The sequence below is a fragment of the Streptomyces sp. NBC_00647 genome, assembly GCF_045207245.1.
Taxonomy (GTDB): Bacteria; Actinomycetota; Actinomycetes; order Streptomycetales; family Streptomycetaceae; genus Streptomyces.
Genome location: NZ_CP109040.1, coordinates 1,968,848 through 1,993,446, shown reverse-complemented (window position 1 = coordinate 1,993,446; position 24,599 = coordinate 1,968,848). Strand labels below are relative to the sequence as shown.

20 protein-coding genes are annotated in these 24,599 nt (G+C 69.6%); 6 read left to right on the top strand and 14 right to left on the bottom strand.

The genetic code is table 11. The features are described from left to right. The first annotated feature begins 805 nt into the window (after positions 1 to 805). Positions 806 to 1,921 (top strand): family 16 glycosylhydrolase, encoded by a 1,116-nt coding sequence (locus OG788_RS08700; protein ID WP_406369938.1) that lies wholly within the window; start codon positions 806 to 808, stop codon positions 1,919 to 1,921. Positions 1,922 to 2,037: 116 nt separating this feature from the next. Here the strand turns inward: OG788_RS08700 and OG788_RS08695 are convergent, their stop codons facing one another. The 3 genes from OG788_RS08695 to OG788_RS08685 all read right to left on the bottom strand — a co-directional run bounded on the left by OG788_RS08695 (position 2,038) and on the right by OG788_RS08685 (position 5,769). Then, positions 2,038 to 3,015, bottom strand: coding sequence for a UDP-glucuronic acid decarboxylase family protein (locus OG788_RS08695; RefSeq protein ID WP_406369936.1), 978 nt, complete (start codon positions 3,013 to 3,015; stop codon positions 2,038 to 2,040). 16 nt (positions 3,016 to 3,031) lie between these two features. Further along, positions 3,032 to 4,351: a UDP-glucose dehydrogenase family protein gene (locus tag OG788_RS08690; RefSeq protein WP_406369934.1), complete on the bottom strand. Its 1,320-nt coding sequence runs from the start codon at positions 4,349 to 4,351 to the stop codon at positions 3,032 to 3,034. 176 nt (positions 4,352 to 4,527) lie between these two features. Beyond that, the gene (locus OG788_RS08685; protein ID WP_406369932.1) at positions 4,528 to 5,769 is read right to left on the bottom strand and encodes an ATP-grasp domain-containing protein; all 1,242 of its coding nucleotides are present in this window, start codon (positions 5,767 to 5,769) and stop codon (positions 4,528 to 4,530) included. Positions 5,770 to 5,909: 140 nt separating this feature from the next. Here OG788_RS08685 and OG788_RS08680 point away from each other — a divergent pair, with 140 nt between their 5' ends. The 3 genes from OG788_RS08680 to OG788_RS08670 are packed head-to-tail and all read left to right on the top strand — an operon-like array spanning position 5,910 to position 9,115. Further along, the gene (locus OG788_RS08680) at positions 5,910 to 6,965 is read left to right on the top strand and encodes a phosphotransferase (protein WP_406369931.1); all 1,056 of its coding nucleotides are present in this window, start codon (positions 5,910 to 5,912) and stop codon (positions 6,963 to 6,965) included. A gap of 45 nt (positions 6,966 to 7,010) precedes the next feature. Then, positions 7,011 to 8,300 carry an NAD(P)-binding domain-containing protein gene (locus tag OG788_RS08675; RefSeq protein ID WP_406369929.1) on the top strand — a complete coding sequence of 430 codons (1,290 nt, stop codon included), beginning with the start codon at positions 7,011 to 7,013 and terminating at the stop codon, positions 8,298 to 8,300. Continuing rightward, the gene (locus OG788_RS08670) at positions 8,297 to 9,115 is read left to right on the top strand and encodes a family 16 glycosylhydrolase (protein WP_406369928.1); all 819 of its coding nucleotides are present in this window, start codon (positions 8,297 to 8,299) and stop codon (positions 9,113 to 9,115) included. The genes OG788_RS08675 and OG788_RS08670 overlap by 4 nt, the downstream gene beginning before the upstream one ends. A 45-nt stretch (positions 9,116 to 9,160) precedes the next feature. Here the strand turns inward: OG788_RS08670 and OG788_RS08665 are convergent, their stop codons facing one another. From OG788_RS08665 to OG788_RS08635, 7 genes are all read right to left on the bottom strand, one after another. Further along, entirely contained in the window at positions 9,161 to 9,976 is an 816-nt protein-coding gene (locus OG788_RS08665; RefSeq protein WP_406369927.1) for a polysaccharide deacetylase family protein, read from the bottom strand. Next, positions 9,973 to 10,980: a glycosyltransferase family 2 protein gene (locus OG788_RS08660; protein ID WP_406369925.1), complete on the bottom strand. Its 1,008-nt coding sequence runs from the start codon at positions 10,978 to 10,980 to the stop codon at positions 9,973 to 9,975. Before OG788_RS08660 ends, OG788_RS08665 begins: the two co-directional genes overlap by 4 nt. Further along, positions 10,977 to 12,272, bottom strand: coding sequence for a lipopolysaccharide biosynthesis protein (locus OG788_RS08655; RefSeq protein ID WP_406369923.1), 1,296 nt, complete (start codon positions 12,270 to 12,272; stop codon positions 10,977 to 10,979). The genes OG788_RS08660 and OG788_RS08655 overlap by 4 nt, the downstream gene beginning before the upstream one ends. Positions 12,273 to 12,328: 56 nt before the next feature. Beyond that, on the bottom strand, positions 12,329 to 13,624 hold the full coding sequence (locus tag OG788_RS08650; RefSeq protein ID WP_406369921.1) for a glycosyltransferase: 1,296 nt from the start codon (positions 13,622 to 13,624) through the stop codon (positions 12,329 to 12,331). Further along, on the bottom strand, positions 13,621 to 14,373 hold the full coding sequence (locus OG788_RS08645; RefSeq protein WP_356748507.1) for a glycosyltransferase family 2 protein: 753 nt from the start codon (positions 14,371 to 14,373) through the stop codon (positions 13,621 to 13,623). Before OG788_RS08645 ends, OG788_RS08650 begins: the two co-directional genes overlap by 4 nt. Positions 14,374 to 14,610: 237 nt before the next feature. Next, positions 14,611 to 15,039, bottom strand: a complete 429-nt coding sequence (locus OG788_RS08640) for a hypothetical protein (protein WP_406369920.1) — start codon at positions 15,037 to 15,039, stop codon at positions 14,611 to 14,613. Further along, positions 15,036 to 16,868, bottom strand: a complete 1,833-nt coding sequence (locus OG788_RS08635) for a glycosyltransferase (RefSeq protein ID WP_406369918.1) — start codon at positions 16,866 to 16,868, stop codon at positions 15,036 to 15,038. The genes OG788_RS08640 and OG788_RS08635 overlap by 4 nt, the downstream gene beginning before the upstream one ends. 385 nt (positions 16,869 to 17,253) lie before the next feature. Between OG788_RS08635 and OG788_RS08630 the strand changes: the two genes are divergently transcribed. Further along, the gene (locus tag OG788_RS08630; RefSeq protein WP_406369916.1) at positions 17,254 to 18,090 is read left to right on the top strand and encodes an alkaline phosphatase family protein; all 837 of its coding nucleotides are present in this window, start codon (positions 17,254 to 17,256) and stop codon (positions 18,088 to 18,090) included. Between the two features lie 12 nt (positions 18,091 to 18,102). On the opposite strand, the gene OG788_RS08625 is transcribed toward OG788_RS08630, so the two are convergent. Both OG788_RS08625 and OG788_RS08620 read right to left on the bottom strand, forming a co-directional pair. Continuing rightward, entirely contained in the window at positions 18,103 to 19,185 is a 1,083-nt protein-coding gene (locus OG788_RS08625; RefSeq protein WP_406369915.1) for a GNAT family N-acetyltransferase, read from the bottom strand. Between the two features lie 26 nt (positions 19,186 to 19,211). After that, a complete protein-coding gene (locus OG788_RS08620; RefSeq protein WP_406369914.1) occupies positions 19,212 to 20,294 on the bottom strand; it encodes a GNAT family N-acetyltransferase in 1,083 nt (360 codons plus the stop codon). A gap of 384 nt (positions 20,295 to 20,678) precedes the next feature. On the opposite strand from OG788_RS08620, the gene OG788_RS08615 reads away from it, so the two are divergent. Beyond that, the gene (locus OG788_RS08615; protein ID WP_406369912.1) at positions 20,679 to 21,380 is read left to right on the top strand and encodes a hypothetical protein; all 702 of its coding nucleotides are present in this window, start codon (positions 20,679 to 20,681) and stop codon (positions 21,378 to 21,380) included. Positions 21,381 to 21,481: 101 nt separating this feature from the next. Here the strand turns inward: OG788_RS08615 and OG788_RS08610 are convergent, their stop codons facing one another. Together OG788_RS08610 and OG788_RS08605 are read right to left on the bottom strand one after the other, a co-directional pair. Then, a complete protein-coding gene (locus OG788_RS08610) occupies positions 21,482 to 23,005 on the bottom strand; it encodes an aldehyde dehydrogenase family protein (RefSeq protein ID WP_406369910.1) in 1,524 nt (507 codons plus the stop codon). Between the two features lie 137 nt (positions 23,006 to 23,142). After that, positions 23,143 to 24,480, bottom strand: coding sequence for a GAF domain-containing protein (locus tag OG788_RS08605; RefSeq protein WP_406369908.1), 1,338 nt, complete (start codon positions 24,478 to 24,480; stop codon positions 23,143 to 23,145). Positions 24,481 to 24,599: the final 119 nt, after the last annotated feature.

Genomic DNA, 24,599 nt, shown 5'->3' with positions numbered 1-24,599 from the left:
TCCGGGAGAGGCCCTTCAGCGATGGAGCCCTGTGGAGCCCCGCGGCCGGTGCCGGTGCCCCGCGTGGGGCGCAGATCATGAGTGTCATCGATGGTGCGCCGTGCCGTGCCGGCTGGTGACGCCACGGTCTCGGGGCGGCGGGGCGGCGGGGCGGCGGGGCGGCGGGGTGGATGGTGGAGGGGTGGAGGGGCGGCGCGGTCCGGTCGTGGGCACGGCCGGGCAGGACGGGCGAGATCCGCAGCAGCTGCCCGGCAGGGGTGGACGCCAGGGTGTTCCGGTGCCCGCCGACCGCGCACACCTGGGCCCCGGCCCGTGAGTGACCGCACCGGTCGGGCGCCCGCCCGACGGCGACCTGCCGCCGGCACCGACGCACGGCCGACCGCCGGCTCACTGAACGTCAGACCCTCCAGCACCCCGCAATTCAACCCGTATGCCCGAATTATCCCTGGCGTGTCGGACGTCACTGAATCCGGCTCGAGTTGGCCAACTCGCTTGCACGGCAAGAATTTCCACGGCTCATAGGCATGTTTCGGCGTCGGTCAAGCACTTGCGGATCGAGTTCGCCTCGCGCAGAGTCCATGACCATTCAGTCCGCCACTGTTCACCTATTGATCATGGCCCGACTGTCGCATGGGGGGCGAAAGGTCACGCGTACATGCCAATGAATTGCACAACTGATATGCCGAAACACCGTCGTCCTCGCGCTGCGCGAACAAAGCTGGGAGCACTTGCGCTCGCCACTGCCGCAGTCGCCGGAGGCGTCCTTACGCAAACGGACCAGGCGGAAGCCGCCACCACCAACGTCGTGGTCGATTCCCTGTCCGTGTCGGCGCCCACGGACGGACAGATCAAAGCCACTGCCACGGTCCATGGCACCAGGACGGTCAAACTGCAGGCGCTGACTGTCGCCGTGCGATCCGCCAATGGTGGTCACTACGACTTTCCCGGAGCCACCGCGACCACCCTGGGGACCAAGCCCACCAAATACACCTCGGGCTCCCGCGCATTCCCGGCGGGCACCTATACCTATTTCGTCGCGTACAAGTCTCACGACACCTGGCGCAGTCTCTCTCCGGTGAAATCCTTCACCTCCGGCACCGGCTCCACCGCGACGCCGACACCGACCCCGACGGCTTCAACTCCTGCGCCCACCCCCACGCAAACCGCGTCCCCTGCTCCGACAGCGACGCCGACCCCCAGCGCGACGTCCTCTGCGCCGCCCACGAGCGCCGCTGCGCCTGTCGGTATTGCCGGCTCATGGCGCCCTGTGTTCAGCGACGAATTCAACGGCACCGGTCTTGACGGTTCCAAGTGGAACCCGAACTGGTTCGGTTGTTCCGGGTGTGACACCAAGCCGCCCAACTCCGCTGAAGGGTCCGCCTATTCCCCGTCGCAGGTCACTGTCAGCGACGGATCCCTCCACCTCAAGCTCATCCAAAAGCCGACCACCGTCAGTGGCAAGACGTATCCCAACGTTTCCGGCCTGGTGACCAGCAACGGAAAGGCCCAGTTCACTTACGGCGCTTTCGAGGCCCGCATCTACACGCCCTCGTCCGGGACGCAGATGGCCAACTGGCCCTCCTTCTGGCTGGACGGGCAGAACTGGCCGACGGACGGTGAGCTGGACGTCCTGGAGGGCCTGGGCGGCTCGGCCTGCTATCACTTCCATTCCACGGCAGGCGGTCCGGGAGGCTGCGCTTCCGGCAATTACTCCGGCGGCTGGCACACTTTCGGCGCCGAATGGAAGCAGGGTTCCGTCACGTACTACTACGACGGCAAGCAGGTCGGTCAGATCACCTCCGGGATCACGTCCGCCCCGATGTATCTGATCCTCAACAACGCCATCAACCCCAGTCACAGCGGAACCAACGTGGTCCCCGCGGACATGATGGTCGACTACGTGAGGGCCTGGCAGCACTGACCCCATCGACGCCCCCGGGCGCCGGGCGGCTCACGCCCCCGGCGCCCTTTGGGCGTCGGCCCCCGAAGCGCCGATCTCCATGTGGCCGGGCGGTGTGCGAGGCGAGTCGTCGTACGTCATGACGGCCCAGCCACGGCGGCCTGCTCCGGCGCCCGCACGAAGGTCTGTGCCTCGGCCGCGAACCAGTCGACGGTGTGCCGCAGCCCCTCTTCCAGAGGCACCCACGGCTGCCAGCCGAGCCCCTCGCGGGCCCGGGTTATGACAGGGCATCGACGGACGGGGTCGTCGACGGGCAGCGGAAGATAGCGCAGCGCGCTGCTCGATCCGGTGATCCCCGTCACCATCTCCGCCAGTTCCCGCACCGTGCGCTCCTCCGGATTGCCCAGATTGAACGGGCCCGGCTCGGCGGAGTCGAGCATGGCCAGCAGGCCACGGACCAGGTCGTCGACGTAGCAGAAGCTCCGCGTCTGGGTACCGTCGCCGAATATCGTCAGCGACTCCCCCTCCAGTGCCTGCCTGATGAAGCTCGAGATCACGCGGCCGTCATGCGGACGCATGTGAGGGCCGTACGTATTGAAGATCCGGACGATCCCGACATCGACCCCCCGGCTGCGCCGGTACGCCATGGAGAGAGCCTCCGCGAAACGCTTGGCCTCGTCGTAGACGCTGCGGGGGCCTATGGGATTGACGTGCCCCCAGTAGTCCTCGTCCTGCGGATGCACCGCGGGATCTCCGTAGACCTCGCTGGTGGATGCCAGGAGGAAGCGCGCTTCATGGCGCTCGGCCAGCCGCAGCATGTTCTCCGTTCCCCGGCTGCCGACCGCCAGCGTCTCGAGCGGATGGTGATGGTAGTCGGCGGGCGACGCGGGAGACGCGAGGTGCACGACGGCGTCGACCGCCCCGGAGACGCGGAACCGCTCCGTGACGTCGCACGGGGAGCAGTGGAAGCCCGGCTCGCGCAGCAGGCGGGCGATGTTGGCCTTTCGGCCCGAGGAGAAGTTGTCCAGGCAGCAGACACTGTCACCTCTGCGGAGCAGTTCCTCGCACAGATGCGACCCCAGAAAGCCGCTGCCACCGGACACCAGCACGCGCATGAGATTCTCCTGTCGCTCAGCCGAGCCGCGGACGGCCCGGAGCGCTCAGCCGCCAGCCCGCCGAGTGCCAGGCTTGGGCGTCAAGGGTGTTGCGGGCGTCGACCATGGCCGGGCTGCGCACCACAGTGGCGAGCGCGGCGGGATCGAGTTCCTGGTATTGGGGCCACTCGGTGAGGTGCAGGACGACATCGGCCTGCTCGCACGCCTTGGTCACGTCCAGGGCGTACTGCAGATCGGGGTACGCGGCTCGGGCGTTGTCGACCGCTTCCGGGTCGTGCACCCGGACCCGGGCCCCGCGTCGGCGCACCGCCTCCGCGACCGCGAGCGCCGGAGAGTCCCGTACGTCGTCGCTGCCGGGTTTGAAGGCGGCACCCAGAACCGCCACGTCGCGGTCCTCGAAGTTCCCGCCGACGAACCGCTCGGCGAGTTGGACGGTGCGCCGGCGCTGCCGTGTGTTGATCTCGTCGACCTGGCGGAGGAACGCCACCGACTCGCCTCGGCCGATTTCCTCCGCCCGGGCGGCGAAGGCTCGGATGTCCTTGGGCAGGCAGCTGCCGCCGAAGCCGAGGCCGGGGGCCAGGAAACTGGGGCCGATGCGGGAGTCGGTGCCCATCGCCTCGGCGAGAGTGAGCACGTCGGCGCCCATGACGTCACAGATCTCGGCCATGGCGTTGATGAAGGAGATCTTGGTGGCGAGGAAGGAGTTCGAGGCCACCTTGACGAGTTCGGCGGTGACGGTGCTGGTGGCGATGAACGGCGCGCCGGCCGCCACGAGGGGCGCGTAGACCGCGCGCAGCCTCGCCTCGGCCTGCGCCGAGCGAACGCCCGCCACGATGCGTTCCGGCCGCAGGGTGTCCTGGACCGCGGATCCCTCGCGCAGGAACTCCGGGTTCCAGGCGATGTCGGCCCCGGTCCCGCACAGCCGTGCGGCCAGCTGGTCAGCCGTACCGACCGGCACGGTGGACTTTCCGACGACCAGTGCCCCGTCGTGGCCCGCACCGCTCAGAGCCGCCGCCAGTCCGTCCACCACCGCCTCGACATGGCGCAGGTCGGCGGCGCCCGAGTCGGGCCGCTGCGGGGTGCCGACGCAGACGAAGTGCGTGTCGGCGAACAGGGCGGCCTCGTCCAGCGATGTGGTGAAGCGCAGCCGGCCTGCGGCCACCGTCCGCCGGAGCATCGCGGACAGACCGGGTTCATGGAACGGGGGGCGCCCGGCGGCGAGCGCCGCGACCCGCTCCTCGTCGACGTCGACGCCGAGGACCTCATGGCCTGTCTCCGCCATGCAGGCGGCGTGGACCGCTCCGACGTACCCGGTGCCGATGACTGTGAGGCGCATGTCACTCTCCGAGAAGTCCGTATATTTACGACGTATACGTACATAGTCACCCCATGTTGGGCTGAGGTCAACGCGCATCGTGGGGAGGAACATGAATCAGCGGCCTCACGGCCCGCCGGCCACGGAGGGAAACGCGCCGTCGGCACGACGTCGAGGGGTGCCGGTGGACCCTTCGGTCAACGGCACCCGGCGCGGCCGGAGCGCTCCGCCCGCAGCAGGCGCCATGTCACCAGCGCTGTGAACCGGATCGCCTCGGCCGCGGACGGCAGGGGATCGTCCCAGCAGAGCCAGGCCCGCTCGGTGGGTCGCTCGCTCAGGAGGCCGGGTGGCAGCCGGCGCTCGTGGCGCAGCCACGCCGCCGCCGACGCGAAGTCCAGCTGGCCGGCGACGAAGACCCGCCCCTCGACCTGAGCGCCCCCCGGCACGTCCCGGCCGGTCAGGTCGAGGTGCATGGCGCGGACGACATCGACTCCGTGGACATTCTCGAAGAGGCGGAACTGGGCGCCGGTACGCGGGTTGAAGTCGACGAGCTTGTACTGCCCGTCCCGCCGGTCGAAACGCCAGTCGAGATCCGCCAGTCCGCTGTAACCGATGCGACGGCAAAGCCGCTCCGCAAGGCCGGCCAGTTCGGGGTTGCGCAGCGCCACCGCTCTGGCGGTCATGCCCGCGTACGGAGGCCAGGAGCGCAGTTTCAAGCCGGTGAACAGGACGCGCGGCACACCGCCCGCACCGCAGTAGATATGGGTGATCCAGTCCTCCGCCTGCTGTCTGGGGATGTACTCCTGCACGAGGACGGGAGGCGGCGCGGCCTTCGGGAAGCGGTCGAGCAGCTCTCGCTCGTCGAGCACCACGGTGGTGGTGCCGCTGACGGCCGGGGTGCGGAGCCGGCTGAACGGTGCCAGGTTCTTGAGCACCAGCGGATAGCCGAGTTCGCGGCCCGCGTCGACCAGTTCGTCACGGCTCTCCGGTGCCCGTGACCGCGGCGAGGGCACGTCGGCCTCGGCGCAGATCCGGTGCAGGCCGGCCTTGCAGGCCAGCAGACGCGGCAGGTGGGCCGGTACGGGCGGAATCAGGAAACACTCCCGCAGCCGGTCGGCGTACTCCGCGAGCAGGATCGCCGCCTCGTCGTCGGTCGGCACCGCCACGCACCGGGTGCCGATCGTCCGGCCGATGGACAGCAGGCCGTCCGCGAGCCGCTCCGGTTCCTCGCAGCCGGTCGTCGGCCACACGATTCTGCTCGTCAGATGGCGTGAGACGGCGACCGGTGTGAAGCGGTCCTCGACAACGGCGTGGACAGGGACGCCCAGCCGCCCGACCGTGCGCACCACGCCCAGGCTGCCGTGGTGCAGCGGGTAGTTGCCGATTCTGGCGAGGAGCACGGGCACCTCGTTGTCCAGCAAGACGACCACCCGGCCCATTCCGGGAATCTTGTCCCGAAAGGTACTAATATGTACGGAGGTTCCAGAGCTATTCAATAGCTTCAATGGCTGCATATCGACCATGTTCATTGTCCCCCGCATGCGCGGGTCGTGCAGCGGAAGGCCCGGCAAGGTCTGGTATGAAGACTCCCGCCAAGATGTCCTCGATCTCCGGTTTGCTGCCCCTCTACTTCCCGCGCGCGCTGGCAGGGCTCGACGACCGTCTCCGGGCTCACTGGCTCATGCGCGGCGCCGGTCGCGGGGACATCACCGTGGTCCGGCGGCCCTCACTGCCCGAGGCGGGCCTGCTGGTGTTCGAGCTGCGACGCGGCGCGGGAAGCCTGGTGGTCAAACACCCCAGGAACGAGGCCGGGGCCGACGTCACGGCGCGGGAGCGGGACGTCCTGCAAGAGCTCGAGGCCGACAGCCGGCTCGCTCCCTGGCGTCCTCTCCTGCCCCGAGTCGTCGGCTCGTCCCAACCCGCGGGGACCCTTGCCCAGAGCCGGCTCCCGGGCGTCCCGGCGGAGCGACTGATCCTGGACACCCCTGAGGACCCATCTGCCGTCGCAGCTCCCGCCATGCAACTGCTGGCGGATCTGCGGGCCGCCACCGGGCGTCGCCGTAAGGCGGCCGACCGGGTCCCTGCCTGGTGCGAGTCGCAGCTGACGGCTCTCTCCGCAGGAATGCCCCGATACCGGTCCGGTCGGCGAGCGGCCGAATTCGAGGCCCTGCGCCACCGGCTGGACGCGGCCCTGGCCGGTGCCGTGCTGACCGAGGGCTGGACCCATGGCGACTACCACCCCGGCAACGTGCTGCTCGGCGGTGACCCCCTCCAGGTCACCGGTGTCTTCGACTGGAGCAGCGGCCGCGCCGACGGGCCGTGCGAGATCGACGCCTACTCCTTCGTACTGGCCCTGCGCAGTACCCTCACCGGCCGCCCCCTGGGTGGCCTGGTCGCCGAGACGCTGCGCGCCGGCCGGGTACCGGACGCCGACCGCGCACTGCTCGCGCTGGCCGGGCTGGACCCGGACCACGGTGTCGCCGATCCGGTGGCGATTCCCCTGCTGAGCTGGCTATGGCACGTGGCGAACAATGTCCGCAAATCTCCGAGGTTCGGCCGCAGTTACGGCTGGCTCACGCACACGGTCGCACCCGTGCTCGACGAATGCGCCCGCTGGGCCGGTGCGCGGCCGTGACCGCCTCGGCGCCGCGCGAGACCAACGAGATCAAAGGGAGTGACCATGCCCGCGAACACCGGCTTCGGCGCCCGGCGCAAAGCGGCCAGGAACGGGGGCACCCATGACTCCCGGCAGCGGCCGCCCACGGTCGTCATCGGGGCGGGCCCCTACGGGCTCGCCACGGCCGCCTGGCTGAGTGCGGCAGGAGCGCCACGGCGTGTGTTCGGTGAACCCATGGAGTCCTGGCACACCAACATGCCCACAGGTATGTTTCTGAAGTCTGTCCCCGCCGCCTCCTGCCTCTCCGCGCCGGAGCCCGGATACCGGCTGGAGGACTTCCGTGCCGCGCGGGGACTCGGACCCGTCGGCGACCGGTACCCCATCCCCGTCGAGGAGATGATCGCCTACGGGCGGTGGTTCCAGGAGCGCCGCGTGCCGGAAGTGGAGCGCCGGAAGGTCCGCACCGTCGAGCATGTGGACGGGCTGTTCGCCGTCACCCTGGACTCCGGGGAGGAGTTCCTCGCCGAGAACGTGGTGATGGCCACCGGACAGGTCCCGTTCGCCCACGAGCCCGCCGAACTGGCCGGCACCCTCCCCGGGGAACGGCTCTCCCACACCAGTCGGCACCGTGATCTGACCCGGTTCTCGGGGCAGCGGGTCGCCGTCCTCGGCGGTGGGCAGTCGGCTCTGGAGAGCGCCGCGCTGTTGCACGAGGCCGGGGCCCTTCCCACGGTGATCGCCCGCGCGGCGTCCGTCGCGTTCGGCAACCCGCCCGACACCGACCGTCCTTCCGACCGGCCGCGTCCGGTACGGATCGTCAAGCCGGGTTCGCCGCTCGGACCGGGCTGGTCGCTGCTGGCGTGCAGCTACGGCGGTGGCGCCTTTCGCCATCTGCCGGAGGGGCTGCGGATGCGGCTGCTGCACAGCGTGCTCGGTCCGTCCGGTGGGTGGTGGCTGAAAGACCGCGTCGACGGCCGGCTCCCGGTGCTGTGCGGCCGCACGGTCCGCTCCGCGGGGGTCGAGGACGGCATGGTGCGTCTTGAGGTCGGGGTCATGGACACCGGAGGACGTACGGAGACCTTGAGGGCCGACCATCTGCTGCTGGCCACGGGGTACCGGGTGGACGTCGACCGGCTCGGGCTGCTGGCACCCGAACTCCGTCGCGAGGTAGAGACGTTCCACGGAGCCCCCCGGCTGTCGTCCGGGTTCGAGTCCTCCGTGCCGGGGCTCTTCTTCACCGGACTGGCCGCCGCTCCCACCTTCGGCCCCGTGTTGCGGTTCGTCGCCGGCACCGGATTCGCCGCGCGCCGGGTGGCCGGCTCCGTCGCGGCCGGGATGCGCACCCGCCCATGACGTCACGGGGCGTGGTGCTCGGTGTGCTCATGTTGTTGCTGGTGGCATGCGGTGGCTGCGGTTCGACGCCCGGAACGGGGGCGCCGCGGCCTCCGGTACGCGGCGACTGGCGCATGGTGTTCCACGACGAGTTCGACGGCTCCCGTCTCGCCAAGGACCGCTGGACCACGTGCTACGACTGGAACGACCGCGGCTGCACCATCAGCTCCAACAACGAACTGGAGTGGTACCAGCCCGGTCAGGTCGCCGTGGGCGGGGGGAAACTGACCCTCACCGCCCAGCGCCGGGCCACTCGAGGCAGCGACGGAAAGGTCTACCCCTGGGTTTCCGGCATGATCTCCACCGGCCGGGACAACTGGTACGCCCAGCCACGAAAGACCTTCACCTACGGCTACTTCGAGGCGGCGATCCGCATCCCGGCGCAGGGCGGGATGGCACCGGAGTTCTGGATGATGCCCGCTAGCCGCTACACCCCGCCCGAGATCGACATCATGGAGTTCCTCGGCACCACGCGTGAACTGGCGATGTTCGTGCACTGGCGGAACGCCGAGGGCGCCAAGAGGAAGCAGAAGGGGACCTTCACCGCGTCCGGTTTTCCCGACGGCTACCACGTCTTCGGGCTGCTCTGGGAGAAGGACAGACTCGTCTGGTACGTCGACGGGATCGAACGGTTCCGAGTGACCGCCCCCGAGCGCATTCCGCACGTGCCCATGGAAGTCATCCTCAACCTGGCCGTCGGCCTCCCCTACACCCCGCCGCCGGGCACCGACTCGGCGCGCATGCTCGTGGACTGGGTCCGGGTCTGGCAGAGTTGACGGGCCTTCAGCGGTCCGGGCGACGGTGGCACCCGGACGGCGGGGTCACGCGGGGATCGCCCGGTACGGTCGCCCCGTCACCGCTCGCGCCCGGCGGTAGGCCCGCCAGCCCCTGGTCCGAAGTCCCTCGGGGAACGGCGCCACGGGGGCCCCCTCACCGCGCGTCCAGAGCGCGAAGCGGTCCCGTCCGGTGTCGGCCCGGACCATGAGCCGGGCGAACCACAGCGGGTCGTCCCTCTCCGAACTGAAGGCCGAGGCAGCGCGGATGGCGGCGGCCGAGGTCCAGCCTGCCTCCCGCACCAGCGCGCGGACGCCGCGGCTGGAATAGCCGTGCGGGTAGGCGAAGGAGTCGACACGGTGCCCGAGCTCGTCCTCGATCCGCTGCTTGCAGCCGGCCACTTCCTCCCGCACCGATGTCCGGGGCAGCGTGTCCAGTTGCGGATGGTTCACGGTGTGACCGCCGATCTCGACCCCGGCCGCGTCCAGCTCCCTGACCTGGGCCCAGCTGAGCGTCGCCACGGACGGGAACGGTCCGCCGCCCGACGGCCGGCCCGCGGCGCTCAGGGCGCCCGTGGTCACGTACAACGTCGAGCCAAGTCCCCGTGCGGCGAGCAGTGGAGCCACCGTGGAGGCGAAGTCCGCGTATCCGTCGTCGAAGGTCAGCACCGCACACCGCGGTGGCACCGGAGGGCCGCCGAGCAGTGCCGCGACGAGCCGGCGCAAGGGGATCACGCGCAGTCCGCTGTCGGCGATCATGTCCAGGTGCTCCATGAACGTGCGGGGACTCACCGTGAACTGCGCCAGCCACGACGGTGAGTCGTCCGACACCGCGTGATAGAGGAAGACGGGTACGACGCTCATGACGGGGCCGTCGTCGTCGGCTTCGCCACTCCGTGCCGACGCCGGGAGAAGCCCTGGGAACCCAACGGCCGGATCGATCCGACGAGGTAACCGGTGACGGTCGCGCACACACCCCCGGACAGCGCACCGATCGTGCGCAGCGCGCCGGGGCGCCGGATCCGGGTCACATTGCGGGAGAGGGCCCGCGGGATGGTCGACCGCACGTACACGCGCTCGTTGGCCAGCGCCGGTCCGCTGCCGCAGCGTCGTGCCACCAGTGCCTTGGACAGTCCTTCGATGTAGCAGCGGTTGCGGAAGTAGGACCAGCTGGTACGGGACTCGGGGACCCGGTGCCGTATCTCGGCGGCCGGCTCGTACAGCAGGACGGCCTCCGGGTCGCGGGCGGCGAGCCGCAGACACAGGTCCGTCTCGTCGCAGCTCGCCGCCGGTCGGCTGCCCACACGTCCGAGGGCGTCGAGAAAGCCGCCGACGGCGAGCAGTTCGCTTCTGCGGAAGGACATGTTGGCGCCGATGAAGTTGCGGACGGGGGCGGCCTGCCGGGGCTGTCCCCGGTAGGAGCAGCCGACCACCCAGTCGAACTCCGGCGGAAACCACACCGGTCGCTCGGTCGCCCACCACGGCCGGACGAACCCGCCGACGCCCACCACGCGGGGGTCGCGGTAGGGCGCCAGCAGACGGCCCGTCCATCCCGGTTCCGCGGTGGCATCGTCGTCGAGGAAGGCGACCACGTCGGTCCGCGACACCGACACTCCGGTGTTGCGGCCCCCCGACAGACCGCGGCGTCGCTGGTTGGGCACCACGTGGACGCCGGACAGTTCGCGTTCGGCGCGCTCCAGGAGGGCCTGGTTGTGGTCGACCACCAGCACGACCTCGTCGGCCGGCGGGTCCTGGACCAGTACCGACGCGATCGCGGCGCGCAGGTCCTCCCAACGGTCGAGGGTGTAGGCGCAGATGACGACCGACAGGGTGGGGACGGTGCGTTCGGGGGAGAGTGCGCTGTTCATGATGACCCTTCAGCGACGGGGGCGAGCCAGCGGGACCAGGACACGACCAGGAAGACGGCGATCACGCATTGGGTGACGAGCCAGGCGATGCCCGCGCCCGCGACACCGAACTCCGGCAGCAGCAGACGGGTGAGCCCGAGCACCAGGACGCACATCGCCACCTGCAGCCACACCGCCCAGTGCAGACGACGCCGCGCCCGGGCCACGTCGATGGCCACGCTCAGCACCAGGTTCGGCAGCGCGGACAGGGCCAGCAGCCGCAGCAGCGTGGTTCCTTCGGCGGCGTACGAGGCACCGAAGATCGACAGGATCTGCGGGGCCGCGGCGACCAGGACGACCGTGACGCCGCCCAGCAGCAGACCCGAGTGGCGCAGGACGCGCAGGGAGTGCTCCACGAGTCGTTCCGGTCCGCGCATCGACTCCGCGAGCAGGGAGGTTCCCATGTTGCGGGCGATCAGGTAGGGCACGTACGCGACGCCCCAGGCAACCGAGTAGAAGGCGCTCGCCTCGGCACCGCAGGTGTTCAGCACGATCAGCGGGACCAGGGTGTAGCCGGCGACCCGGAACAGGGAACCGACCCAGTCGGCCACGGCGTACCCGAGCATGCGGGGCGGTGGCGGCGTGGTCGTCGCTGCCTGCTCGTGCCGGGGAATGCCTCTGCTCATCAGGACGAAGTTGGCCACGACCAGCGAGACCACGAGAGCTCCCGCCCACGACAGCAGTATCCCGGAGAAGATGCCCAGAGCGGCGGCCAGAGCGAGCAGCACTATCTTCACGACGGCGAAGATCAGGTTCTCGCCCACGACCCAGCCCGGCATGCGGACCGCGGTGAGCGCGCCGTCCTGGAGGACGAATACGGCGTAGCCGGCGGTCGCCACCACGAAGGAGGTCGCGGTGACCGGTGTCAGCAGGAAGCTGAGCCCCGGTTCGACCACCGGCACCAGCGCGAGGAACGCCACGGCCACCACCACGCTGAAGGACGTGCTCGCCGCGTAGCAGGTGAGGACCATTCGGCGGGTGCGGCGGCCGGCGGTCGGCACGAACCGCACCAGGAAGTCGTTCAGGTTGAGCTGCCCGATGCCCGTGAGCAGGAGGGACGCCATGAGTGCCGAATAGCCCAGGCCCACGGTCCGCTCGTCGTACCAGTGCGTCGCGAAGGTCCAGAAGAAGAAGCCGAGGCCCGCGTTGACGAGGGAACTGACCGCGAGGACGTGTCCCGTGCGGAGTACGGGCTCACCCGGGAGCGCGGCGGCGACACCGGCGCGCAGCATGCGCAGGGGACGTCGTCGCATTCCGGCGCCTCTTGTGGCTGAGTCGGTGACCGGACTGGTGTCCAAGGGGCTCACCGTCAGCTTCCGGCGCCGGCGCCGGTGAGGCGTCCGCGGAGATAGCCGCAGGGGCCGTAGACCATTCCCCGTATTTCCAGGAGAGCCAGGCGCCGGGACCAGCCGGCCTCGGGGTCCGCGCCGCGGTCGCGCGATCTGGTCATGGCGTAGCGGATGCCGCGGGGCAGCCGCCGCAACAGCGCGGGCAGCCGACGGGGGTTGCTCAGCAGCGCGCCGGTGAGATAGGCACCGAGGCCGGCGCCGTAGCCGAAAGCCTGCGCGGCCAAGGCGTCCTGCGTGCGGCGATGGCAGTGCCAGACGATGGCACGCGGCTGGTAGGCGAGTGTGTGACCGGCCGTCAGGATCTCGAAGAAGGCGAGCAGATCGTCACCGCCCCGGCCGGGGGTTCCGGCACCGGTCGCAGGGTCGAAGCCGCCCAGGGCGCGGAGCACATCGGTACGGAAGGCCATGTTGGCGCCCGAGCCGAAGCGGCCGGCGGTGAACGGGAACAGCGGGTCCGCCGGCGGATCGAACAGTGACCAGGTGCGCGGCACGTACCCTTTCGCGAAACCGCCCTGCCGTTCGAGGGCGCTCTGCGCCGGGGTCTCCAGTTCGGCGGGCACGATCAGCCCGGTCACGCAGCCGATCCGCGTGTCCCGTGCGAAGGTCTCGGCCAGCGCCGACAGCCATCCGGGATCGACGAGTGTGTCGTCGTCCGTGAAGGCGACAACGGATCCGCGTGCCCGGGCGAGCCCCAGGTTGTGGGCGCGGGCGAGCCCGGCGACGGATTCGTGGACGTAGCGGACCCGTCCGGTGAAGTCTCCGCGGACCAGGGCTTCGGTCGCACCGTCGGCCGGGGCGTTGTCGACCACGATGATCTCGAACTCGGGGTATGTCGAGCGCAGCAGCGATCGCAGGCAGCGTCGCAGCTTCTCCGGCCGGTCACGCGTGGCCACGACCACGCTGATGACGGGTGCCTGGTGGAGTGCGTCGGGCCGGACGTTCCGGCACGCCTCGTCCGTGTCACCGTCCGAGGGTCCCGTCCCGTCCACGGCGCGGTGCCGCGCGAGCTGCCCCGCCAGTTCCACGTGGGCGGTGCCGGCCAGCGCCCGCCACAGGCCGTCGGGGCCGGAGGCGTTCGCGGCGCTGACCATGCCCAGGGGACGACCGTGCAGTCGTACGAGTGCCCGGGCCTGTCCCTGTGGCCGGACCTGCCCCCGGTCTCCGGGCAGCCGGAACTCGCCTGGACGGGCCAGGTCGATGTCGACCACCGGCACCGGGGGCCGGACGAGAGGGGAGCGGGCCGAGGCGGAGTTCACAATGCGCTCTTCTCGGGCCGGGCGGCGGAGGACCGGGCGCCCGGCCGTTCCGAGAACAGGGTGCGCAGCACCCGGCGCCCGTCGGATATGGCGTGGAGGTTCGAGCAGCCGCTGCGCCGGGGCAGTTCCAGGCTGGGGACCTCGGCGATGCGCAGACCGGAGCGCAGCGCGTGCACGATCATCTCGGCCTCGATCTCGAAACCGGCGGCGTGCAGGTCCAGCTGGTCGAGGAAGCTGCGCCGGAAGGCGCAGTAGCCGTAGCACAGATCGGTCAGGCAGGCGTCGTACAGCCGGTTGGCGGCGAGCAGGAGCACATGGTTGCCCATCTTGCGGATGGGGGTGATGTCGAGCGAGCCACCGCCGGCGACGAACCTCGAGCCCTTGACGAAGTCGTAGCCGTGGTCGAGGAAGTGCACGAAGTGGGGGATCTCCGCCGGCGACATGCTGCCGTCGGCGTCCATCATCACCACGTAGTCGCCCTTGGCCTCGAGGAAGCCGGTACGCAGCGCGTTGCCCTTGCCGGGGCCGCTCTGCCGCACGTTGCGCACGGTCGGCAGGCAGTGTTGCGCCATCGGGACCGTGGCGTCGGTGGAGTCGCCGTCGACGAGGATGACCTCGTCCACACATGCCGGGATCTGCTCGAAGACCCACGCGATGTTGCGCGCCTCGTTGAGGGCTGGGACGACCAGACTGACGGTGGCGTGTGCCCCGGCTTCCCGCTCGTTACTGATGATCGGTTCGTTGTACATGATCATGTATCTCCGAGTGCCCTACGGCATATATTTACAACGTATATCTACACCTTCGCCCGATTTGGGAGCGACGTCAAGCGAGCGACGGGGGACGACTCGATAACGCCCCCACCAGGCAGGCGGGGGCGAAGCCGGTGTTTCGCGGGCGTGCGGGGCTGCCGCGAGGCTTGTGCGGGACTGCCGAGATGCTTCACGTGGGCCGTTGCGGCACCTCTGCGAGGCCGCCGCGGCGCCTCACTCCGAGGCCGGCGGCTCGGGCCGACTGGCGTCAGCCGCCCGTGGGTCCTCGTCCGGAACGGCACGCGGCGCCCGGCGCCGGCGCCCGCCGGGCCTGGGCGGCAGGGCCAGCACGGAGGTGGCGGCGGCGAGTGCGAGCAGCGCCCGGGTGACGGTGAACGTGCCGGTCAGGAACAGGGGCTCCACGACGAGCGCCGCCATCGACACGCTGACCGTCACGGTCAGGACACCCGTCTCCAGCAGCGCCGTGCGGTCCGTGGCGCGCACCGCGACCGACCGGGCCCACCGGGAGGCCGCCAGGCCGGGACAGACGAGCAGGAACGCCGTCGTCACCGTGGCGCGCAGGACCAGGGCGTCCGGCAGGAAGGTGACCACTGCCAATGCCACCCAGCCGGACAGCGCGAGCCCCCAGCGTACGGAGGTCATGATCCCGTTCCGCTTCTCGCTCCCTGATACCGGTAGACCACCGCGTCCTTGGTGCGGTAGACGGGGAAGTAGTCCGGGTTCTTCGACAGGGCCGAGTCCATGCGTTGCACGGTGTCGCCGGGCAGGACCCCCCTCTGGTAGATGTCGGCGGCCTGAGCCCGGCTCAGGATGACGTAGGCGGGCTCTTGAGGGGTGGCCCGCTGGACGAACCCCGCCAGGCCCTTCACCGGATCATTCACCAGGCGCCGCCGGTCGCCGATGTCCTGCTCGTCCAACTGCACCTGGGTGTTCTCGTCGTAGTGCAGGTACAGGCCGGGTACGGCCGACGTGAGGGAGACGATCGTGGACCCGGGAGGAGCGGTGGCCGCGACGAAACGCCCCGCCGACACCTCGTCCTTCGTGAAGTAGTTCGCCGCTTCCTTGCCGTAGTAGCCGAACATGAGTCCCGCGAGCAGGGCGAGCAGCAAGGGATAGGCGGCCAGCACGTGAAGGCGCGGCCTGCTGCCCGGTTTGAGGAAGAGGGCCGCGATCAGGAGCGAGGCCGCAGGCAGGGCGAAGAGGTAGGCACGAAAGATCATCTCTCCGCCGTACGCGTTCGCCGTCAGGACCGGCAGCGGTGCCAGGACGAGCAGGGGCAGGCTGGTGCGGCGGACCCAGGGGCGCGCCGCGAAGGCGATGGCCGCCAGAAGGAAGACCGCGGCGGACAGGCCCCGGTCGACCCAGGCCACCACGACATGACCCGGGGCCGCGGTGCCGAGGGAGGCCAGCCCGGAGACGACGTTGGTGTCGGGTTTCAGCAGCGCGTCCAGGAAGTCGTTCAGGTTTTCCGAGATGTAGGGGCGGGCGACGGTGGCGTCCCAGGCCACGGTCAGCAGCACCGTACCGGCCAGGACGGGCAGCACGGCCCGTCGGTTGCGCCGCGGAAGCGACAGCACCACCAGTGCGCTGATGAGCATGAGCGGAGTCAGTGGGTGTGAGGAGATGATGACGGCTGCGATCACCATGACCAGCACGAATCGGCCGACGGGCCATCGGTCCTTGAGGGCGTCGCTCGCACCGTACAGCGCCGAGGTGGGCAACTGCCCCATGACCAGGGCGATCACCGTCACGAAGAGCAGGAACGCGAAGGCCTGGGGGGCGAAGTAGTCCTGACCCACCCAGGAGCACGAGTAGTAGACCCACGCCGCCCCCCAGATCAGCCGGCGGTCACGCGTCACCGTCCGGTAGAGCAGCAGCAGGGGAGCGAGCAGTACGGCGTTGAAGACGGGCGGGGTCCAGGTCGCGTAGCCGAGCGCCGAGTCCAGACCGGTGGCTTGCAGGAAGAACGCGTTGAGGTCGAAGAATCCGGGCCACTGGTTGTACAGGGCGAGCTTGTCCGCGTGGGGTACCTCGCCGCGGTGGCGGATCACCGCGTCGACGACCGCGACGTGTTTCCACGCCCAGCTGTAGCGCAGTGTCGGGTAGAGCAGGGTGGGGGTCGCGTGGATGACCGCGACCAGTCCCAGGACGTAGCCCGCGAACCATCCACCGGCGGTCCGTCGGTCGGTCAGCGCCAGGCAGAAGCCGAAGGTGAGCAGACCGAGGGCGACCCAGAAGAGCACCGGCAGTACCTGCAGCAGGCCGTAGTCGCGCATCTCGGTGAGGCGCACATGGCGCAGGGACAGCAACCAGAGGGCGAGGGCCGCGGGAAGGACGAGACGTGCCGTCCACTGGCGTGCCGTGATCCGGTCGGGGCGAGGTCGCTCTCCGGCGGCGGAACCGGGCCACCGCGCCACGGCGCTGGTGAAGGACGCCACGCGCCCGCTTGTCAGCGTCTGGAGCTTGCCCATGAAGGGGTCTCCCGGGGAACCGGTGCTCCGACGACGGTCCTCGCGACGCGGGACGCCGGCTCCTCAACAGGATCCGGCACCCTCCCGCCGCGGCAGACAGGGGCGTTGACTCGACGCATGTGGCACCTTCCGGATCCGGCCTGTTCGGTCTCCCACCCCGGCGAACGGCCCTCAGTGACACCGGCTGACGGCACTCCCCTCGTCGGTCCACATCAGTGTCCGGTGGGACCGATATGAGGTATTAATACCGATTGTGACGTTATTTCCGATCGCTGCAAGTGGCAGCTTGTAGCGATCACACTCAGTGCGCGTCGAAACGGTGCCGGAGGGAAGAGCGGTGAAGTCACGAGTGAGGGCCGCACGACCGGGGCCGGCACGTCTCCTCATGAGGTGGCTCGTGGCCTGGGCGGCCGTGATGGCGACGCTCCTGACCACAGCGGGTTGTGACCACTCATCGGCTCAGGCCCGGATTCCCCGTCCGGACCACATCGTCGTGGTGATCGAGGAGAACCAGTCGTACGACGGTGTCATCGGAAGCGCGGATGCCCCGTACCTCAACCAACTGGCCCGGCAGGGCGCCTCGCTCACTCAGTTCTACGCCCTCACCCATCCGAGTCAGCCCAACTACCTGGCACTCTTCTCGGGCTCCTTCCTGGGGGTCAGCGACGATTCCTGCCCCCACGCGCTCACGTCGCGCAATCTCGGCTCTCAACTCCGCCAGGCCGATCTGACCTTCGTGGGCTATGCGCAGACCATGCCCCGCGTCGGCTTCACCGGCTGCGCCAGCGGTGCCTACGTGCGCCGGCACAACCCCTGGGTGAACTTCAACAACCTTCCCGCCTCCGTCAACCGCCCTTGGACCGACTTCCCTCGCGACTTCAGGGATCTGCCGACGGTCGCGTTCGTCGTCCCGGACCTCGAGCACGACATGCACGACGGCAGCGTGCGGCAGGCGGACACCTGGCTGCGGAACAGTCTCGGCGATTACGCCGACTGGGCGATGACCCACAACAGCCTGCTGGTCGTCACCTGGGACGAGGACGACAGGGAAGGGCCCAACCGTGTCCCCACCATCCTGGTGGGTGAGCATGTCCGGCCGGGCGACCACGCCCAACCGAACAATCAGTACGGGCTGCTGCGCATGCTCCTGGACGCCTACGACCTCAACCCCCTGCACCACAGCGCCGACGTGGAACCCGTCGACGTGTGGGGCGACGACTGAGGCGAGCAAGCCTCAGGGGTCCTGAAAGCGGATCAGGCGTTTGACGGCCGTCCGCAGCCGGCGCTCGGCCGCCGAGACGGGAAGCCGTTCCCGGAAGTAGCGCGGGGAGGAGAAGCTCTCCGCTCCGAACCCCGCCTTGAACGTGGCGAGGGAGGAGTCCGGGGCGGACTCGCCCATGTCGAACGTCCGGCAGGCCGCCGCGCACGCGTCCTCGATCGCCAGCCGGTACAGCAGGGGAACAGCGTGGACCGGATGGGCCAGTTCCCGATCCATGGCACTGCGCCACAGCTTGGCGTGCTGACCGTGGCGCAGGACGACACATGCCCCAGCGGGCTCTCCGGCGCGCCAGGCCATCCAGATCGCGCACCCCTCACCGAACCGGGCAGCCACCTCTTCCAGCCGTCGCACGGGGAACTCCCGCGTCCTGCGCCAGCGGGCCAACGCCAGCGGCTCGTGCTGCTGTTCCGCCCAGCGCACGATCGACTTCTGGTACAGCTGGTAGAAGGCGGGAACGAGCCGGCCGGTGCGATCCACCTCGACCTCGACGTCCGAGCGCTCGCCATGGCGGACCTCCCGCCGCACATGACGGCTGAAGCGGCGCTCCCAGACGGTGCCGAAGCCGCCGTCGAGATCCACCATCTGTGTCATGTGGGGCTCGGGACGGAAGCCAGGGGCGGCGTCCGCCCACACGGCCTGGTCCGCCGGCCGCAACCGCACACTGACCCGAAGCGCGCGCAGCCGCGCGAGATCGGCGAAGACCGCGCGCGCTTCCGCCGGACTCACGCCTTCCGGGCACACCGGCCCTCCGATGCCCCAGTCGGCCGGCCAGGACTCCTCCGCGCCCAGGATCTGCGGGCGATGCCTTCTGCCGACGAGGGGGAGTACGAGCCGATAGCCTCGCTCGAACTCGTAGAGGCGGCTCACGTCCTGGTACGGCCCTGTGGCGCAGAGGCAGTCCAGCCAGAGCGGGGTCTGGGAGGGGTTCGTGTCCGGGTCCTCGCCCGCCAACTCCCACCAGACGTCACGTGGCGCAGGTGTGGTGATGTGCGCGGGACCGGCCGGAGTGTCGATCAGGAGCTCAGCAGGTGCGTTCACGAGCCTCTCCTCGGTGGGATCGGGCGTCACTCGTCCTTGAAACCGATGAGACGCTTCGCCGCGCTCCGCAGGAGCTGATCGATCGATGTCAGGGGAAGCACTTCCCTGCGGTAGCCGAACGATGGGTAGCCGCGAGCGCCGAGCCGTTCCTTGAAGACGCTGACAGAGGAACCGGGGACCGAGTCGCCCATGTGATAGAAGCGGCAACCGGCCGCACAGGCATCCTCGATGGCGAGCTTGTGCAGCAGCGTGGCGGCACGACTCGGACCAGCCAGTTCTTTGACCATGCCACTCCGCCAGTACTTCGCGTGAGGCCCGTGGCGGAGCACCATGATGGCTGCCGCGGGCTGACCTTGGTACGAGGCCAACCACACGGTGCAGGACTCCGCGAAAGTCTCGGCGACGGTCTGGAACTTGTGCAGCGGGTCGATCCGGTTCCTGCGCCAGCGAGCGAGGGCCAGCGGCTCGTTCTGCTGTTGCGCCCAACGAGCGATCGAATGCTGGTAGAGGGCGTAGAAGTTCGGCACCAGGCGCCCGGTGCGATCGACCTCCACGTCGACCCCTGTCTTCTCGCCCTTGCGTACGGCGGTTCTGACCGCCCCTTTGAACCTCCGCCCCCAGACGTCACCGAAGCCGCCGTCGAGGTCCAGGATGTACGTCGTGTGATGCAAAGTGGTGAAGTCGGACGGCACCGCTGACAGCCACGCGGGGTCGACGCCCGGCCCGAACCGCACGGACACGCGATTCGCGGGAAGGCGGGCCAGATCGCCGAAGACGGCGCGCGCTTGCTTCGGGTCGGGTGCCTCTGCGGCGACAGGCCCTCCGATGCCCCACTCGGAGGGCCAGGCGTCCTGGGCGATCAGATGGGCGGGCCAACCGCGTCGCCGGGCCAGCGGCACGACGATCCCGCCGGAATTGTCGAATTCGTAAAGGCGACTGGCATCCTCATAGGAATCGGTGGCGCAAATGCAGTCCAGCCAGCCCGGGGTCTGGGTAATCAGCGCCTCGTCGCTCCCGTCGACCAAGCGCTGCCACTTATCCCGAGGCGCCGGACTCGTTACATCGAGATGGTCCCAGGTCGACGAGGTTCGCAGGCCCGAAAAACGCATGACGCTACTTCCTTACGCGTCGTAAGCGGTAGGCGTTTTGAACCTTCACTCGTTCAAGCGTGCTCTATCACTCATCAGGCCGCATCTTGGTCACGGTCATCGACCGCGCGGCTCCTGACCCGGGGGGCAGGCTGCCTGGTGGGCTCTCACGAGCCCGGCCGAGAGCCACCACCGCGGTCGCACCGGGGCGAACGCAACCCCCGGTTTCTCTCCCTCGACGTCAAATTGCGGAACGCTATAGTGAAAGGTATTATCGCTTTAGAATGGGAATACCAGTGACCTGAATATCGCCAGTCGATAGAGGTACCCGTGGACCAATTGGACGGAACTCAGAGCTCGACGCGCATGGTGCGCCTCCATCAGCGATTTCCCTCGGTTCGGTTGATGAGCAGCACGCGTCGCAAGCTCGACGACGCGATCGATCTGGTCCGCCTCAAGCTCGATGCACTGCCCGACGGCATCTACCAGCCGGTCCCGGGCATCCCCGTGCGGAAGGCGAAGCGATCGGTCGGTACCGGGTCGCGATGGGCGGCGATGGAGCCGGTCGTCGAGCGGCTCGGGGTGGAGAGCGCGATGGATGTAGGCGCGAATGTCGGCTACTTCCCGATCAAGCTCGCCAAGCGCGGGATACCCTCCGTGGCACTGGAGTCGGATCCGAAATGCGTTCGGACAGCGATGACAGCCGTACGACGGAACCAGCTGGACAACGTCGCGGTGATGGACCTCGAGCTTCGCCCCGACACCCTCGGCCTTCTGCCGGAGACCGAATGCACCCTCCTGTTGTCCGTTTGGCATCACCTGGTGCGGGAGCTGGGTCTTGAAGCCGCCACTGACCTGCTTCGAGGGCTCTGGGCCCGGACCGGCAAGGTGATGTTCTTCGACAGCGGCGAGAACGAGATGCCCGAGTCGTTCGGACTGCCGCGCATGGTGCCGACGCCTGACGCCTGGCTCACGGAGTACCTGCAGACGACCTGCACCGGCGGGCGAATCGAACACCTCGGTCGGCACCGCGCCTTCGACGCCGACGGTCTCCCCACGGACCGGGCGCTCTTCGCCGTGATCCGGGAAGCGCCGCATGCGCAGTAGCCGGCGTCCACCGGTCCGTTCGGCCGGTCCACACCGCTCGGCTGTGCGCCGCGGAGGGCGCCTGACGGGGTCTTCCCTGGTCAGGCGCCCTTCTTCTGTGCCTAGAAGAAGCCCAGCTTCTTCGGCGAATAGCTCACCAGCAGGTTCTTCGTCTGCTGGTAGTGCTCCAGCATCATCTTGTGGTTCTCGCGGCCGATACCGGACTGCTTGTAGCCACCGAACGCGGCATGTGCCGGATAGGCGTGGTAGCAGTTCGTCCAGACCCGGCCGGCCTGGATGGAACGGCCCGCCCGGTACGCGGTGTTGATGTCCCGCGTCCACACACCGGCGCCGAGTCCGTACAGCGTGTCGTTCGCGATCTTGATGGCGTCGTCGAAGTCGTCGAACGACGTCACCGAGACGACCGGGCCGAAGATCTCCTCCTGGAAGATCCGCATGCGGTTGTCGCCCTCGAAGATCGTCGGCTGGACGTAGTAACCGCCCTTCAACTCCCCGTCGTGCTCGATGCGTTCACCGCCGGTGAGCACCTTGGCGCCCTCCTGCCGGCCGATGTCCAGATAGGAGAGGATCTTCTCCAGCTGGTCGTTGGAGGCCTGGGCGCCGATCATCGTGTCGGTGTCGAGCGGGTTCCCGGGCTTGATGAGCTCGGTGCGGGCGACCGCAGCCTCCATGAACTCGCGGTAGTGGCCGCGCTGGACGAGGGCGCGCGAGGGACAGGTGCACACCTCGCCCTGGTTGAGCGCGAACATCGTGAAGCCTTCGAGCGCCTTGTCGCGGAAGTCGTCGTCCTGCGCCCAGACGTCGTCGAAGAAGATGTTCGGGGACTTCCCGCCCAGCTCCAGCGTGACCGGCTTGATGTTCTCCGAGGCGTACTGCATGATCAGCCGCCCCGTGGTGGTCTCACCCGTGAACGCGACCTTCGCCACCCGTGCGCTGGACGCCAGGGGCTTGCCCGCCTCCACGCCGAAGCCGTTGACGATGTTCACCACACCCGGCGGGATCAGGTCCGCGATCAGGCTCATCCAGTAGTGGATGGACGCGGGTGTCTGCTCGGCCGGTTTGATGACCACCGCGTTGCCCGCCGCCAGCGCCGGAGCGAGCTTCCACACCGCCATCAGGATGGGGAAGTTCCACGGGATGATCTGCGCGACCACGCCGAGCGGCTCGTGGAAGTGGTACGCGACGGTGTCGTCGTCGACCTCGCCGAGCGAGCCCTCCTGAGCGCGGATCGCGCCCGCGAAGTAGCGGAAGTGGTCGATCGCGAGCGGGATGTCGGCCGCCAGGGTCTCGCGTACCGGCTTGCCGTTCTCCCAGCTCTCGGCGACCGCCAGCTTCTCCAGGTTCGCCTCCATCCGATCGGCGATCTTGAGCAGGATGTCGGCGCGCGCGGTCACGGAGGTGCGGCCCCAGGCGGGAGCCGCCGCGTGTGCAGCGTCGAGCGCGCGTTCCACGTCCTCGGCGGTGCCTCGCGCGACCTCCGTGAACGGCTGCCCGTTCAACGGACTCGGGTTCTCGAAGTACTGCCCGCGAGCCGGCGGAACGTACTCCCCGCCGATGAAGTGGTCATACCGCGCCTGGTAGGAGACGATCGCGCCCTCAGTGCCGGGCGCCGCGTAACGGGTCATGCTGTCTGCCTCCCGGAGAAGCGCTGCCCGCCGTTGGGCAGCTCTCGCCGCGAGGCTAGGAACCCGGACGTTGCAACGAGGTTGCGTGGCCCCGGAACCGCCCTACCCGTTCCGCAGGCGGGAACGTGCGTCCTCCGTCAGCGCGGCTCCGGCCGCCCACGGCCCTTCCTCGTGGAGCGCGCCCATCCGGCCGGTGCGGCCTGCTCGGACTCCAGCTCCGCCAGGCGCGCGTGTACGGCCGCTGCCGGGCGCACCGCGGACAGTGCCCGCCAGACGTCGAGATCGTCCTCGCCCCACGGTGTACGGGCCCAGTCGGCGAGCAGGTCGGGATCCCGCCGGGCGATCAGCGCCGTCCGCAGCCCGTCGGCGAGCCTGCGCCGCAACCGCACCACCGCGGGCGCCGTCGACCCCGGCAGCAGCGGACCGGCGTACACCGCCGCGGCAGCCGTCACCGCGCCGGCACCGAGCCGTCGCTCCACCACCGTCACGTCGGTGTCCACCGGCCGGGTGAGCCGGTACGGACGCGAGCCCAGCAGGCCCGGACCGAGGATTCTGCGCAGCCGCGCCAGCTCGGCGCGCAGCGTCACCGGCGTCACCGACTCGTCCTCGTACAGCGCGCACAGCAACTCGTCGCCCGTCAGGCCTTCCGGATGACGGGCCAGCAGCACCAGGATCTCGCTGTGCCTGCGGCTGAGTCTGATCTTCCGTCCCTCCGCGACGAGTTGAGCCTCGTCGCGCCCCAGCGCGGTCAGTTCGAGGGCGCCGGCCATGGCCTGCGGCGGTGCGAGCAGCGCCAGATGGGCCTCGGCGGCCCGTGCCACCGCCTGCACGAAGGCGAGGCTGTGCGGATGCGCGAGCCCGTCCCCGCCGGTGATGTCGACCGCGCCGAGCACCCGCCCGGTGCGCGGATCGTGCACCGGGGCCGCCGCGCAGGTCCACGGCTGCACCCGCCGGATGAAGTGCTCGGCGGCGAACACCTGGACCGGACGGTCCACGGCGACCGCCGTGCCCGGCGCGTTCGTACCGACCGCCGTCTCCGACCACCGCGCGCCCGGCACGAAGTTCATCCGTCCGGCCTGCCGCCGCGTCCCCGGATGGCCCTCGACCCACAGGAGCCTGCCCTGCGCGTCGCACACCGCCAGAAGGTGTTCCCCGTCCGCGGCGAACGTCCCCATCAGCTCGCGGAACAACGGCATCACCCGGGCGAGCGGATGTTCCGCCCGGTAGGAACCGAGTTCCCCGTCCATGAGCTCCACGCTCGCGGTGCCGTCCGGGACGACGCCCGCCCGAGCCGAACGCCGCCACGAGTCCGCCACCACGGAACGCACCGGCCGCGGCACCGTCCCGGCCTCGGTGAACGACTCGTACGCGCGGCGCAGCAGCCGAACCCGCTCGGCGGGGTCGGTCCCCGGTTCCAGGGCCACCCAAGGATCGGTCAACTCGGCCTCCCGGAAGGCGATGCGGCTGGGTCCCATCGTCACTCCCGGTGCGGGCCTCGACAACCCGTGTGACGCTCACCTTCCGGTCGGTGCCTCCGGTCGGTGCCTCCGGTCGAGCCTCGCGGCGCGCCCGCCCGGGCTCACCGAGAGGCCTC

Bases quoted from the DNA above. Each gene is read 5' to 3' on its own strand.
- OG788_RS08630 (WP_406369916.1), top strand. From the start codon at position 17,254: ATGAGGTGGCTCGTGGCCTGGGCGGCCGTGATGGCGACGCTCCTGACC.
- OG788_RS08675 (WP_406369929.1), top strand. From the start codon at position 7,011: ATGCCCGCGAACACCGGCTTCGGCGCCCGGCGCAAAGCGGCCAGGAAC.
- OG788_RS08660 (WP_406369925.1), bottom strand. From the start codon at position 10,980: ATGAACAGCGCACTCTCCCCCGAACGCACCGTCCCCACCCTGTCGGTC.
- OG788_RS08645 (WP_356748507.1), bottom strand. From the start codon at position 14,373: ATGTACAACGAACCGATCATCAGTAACGAGCGGGAAGCCGGGGCACAC.
- OG788_RS08695 (WP_406369936.1), bottom strand. From the start codon at position 3,015: ATGCGCGTGCTGGTGTCCGGTGGCAGCGGCTTTCTGGGGTCGCATCTG.
- OG788_RS08610 (WP_406369910.1), bottom strand. From the start codon at position 23,005: ATGACCCGTTACGCGGCGCCCGGCACTGAGGGCGCGATCGTCTCCTAC.
- OG788_RS08670 (WP_406369928.1), top strand. From the start codon at position 8,297: ATGACGTCACGGGGCGTGGTGCTCGGTGTGCTCATGTTGTTGCTGGTG.
- OG788_RS08655 (WP_406369923.1), bottom strand. From the start codon at position 12,272: ATGCGACGACGTCCCCTGCGCATGCTGCGCGCCGGTGTCGCCGCCGCG.
- OG788_RS08680 (WP_406369931.1), top strand. From the start codon at position 5,910: ATGAAGACTCCCGCCAAGATGTCCTCGATCTCCGGTTTGCTGCCCCTC.
- OG788_RS08635 (WP_406369918.1), bottom strand. From the start codon at position 16,868: ATGGGCAAGCTCCAGACGCTGACAAGCGGGCGCGTGGCGTCCTTCACC.
- OG788_RS08620 (WP_406369914.1), bottom strand. From the start codon at position 20,294: ATGCGTTTTTCGGGCCTGCGAACCTCGTCGACCTGGGACCATCTCGAT.
- OG788_RS08640 (WP_406369920.1), bottom strand. From the start codon at position 15,039: ATGACCTCCGTACGCTGGGGGCTCGCGCTGTCCGGCTGGGTGGCATTG.
- OG788_RS08615 (WP_406369912.1), top strand. From the start codon at position 20,679: ATGAGCAGCACGCGTCGCAAGCTCGACGACGCGATCGATCTGGTCCGC.
- OG788_RS08690 (WP_406369934.1), bottom strand. From the start codon at position 4,351: ATGCGCCTCACAGTCATCGGCACCGGGTACGTCGGAGCGGTCCACGCC.
- OG788_RS08605 (WP_406369908.1), bottom strand. From the start codon at position 24,480: ATGGGACCCAGCCGCATCGCCTTCCGGGAGGCCGAGTTGACCGATCCT.
- OG788_RS08685 (WP_406369932.1), bottom strand. From the start codon at position 5,769: ATGGGCCGGGTGGTCGTCTTGCTGGACAACGAGGTGCCCGTGCTCCTC.
- OG788_RS08665 (WP_406369927.1), bottom strand. From the start codon at position 9,976: ATGAGCGTCGTACCCGTCTTCCTCTATCACGCGGTGTCGGACGACTCA.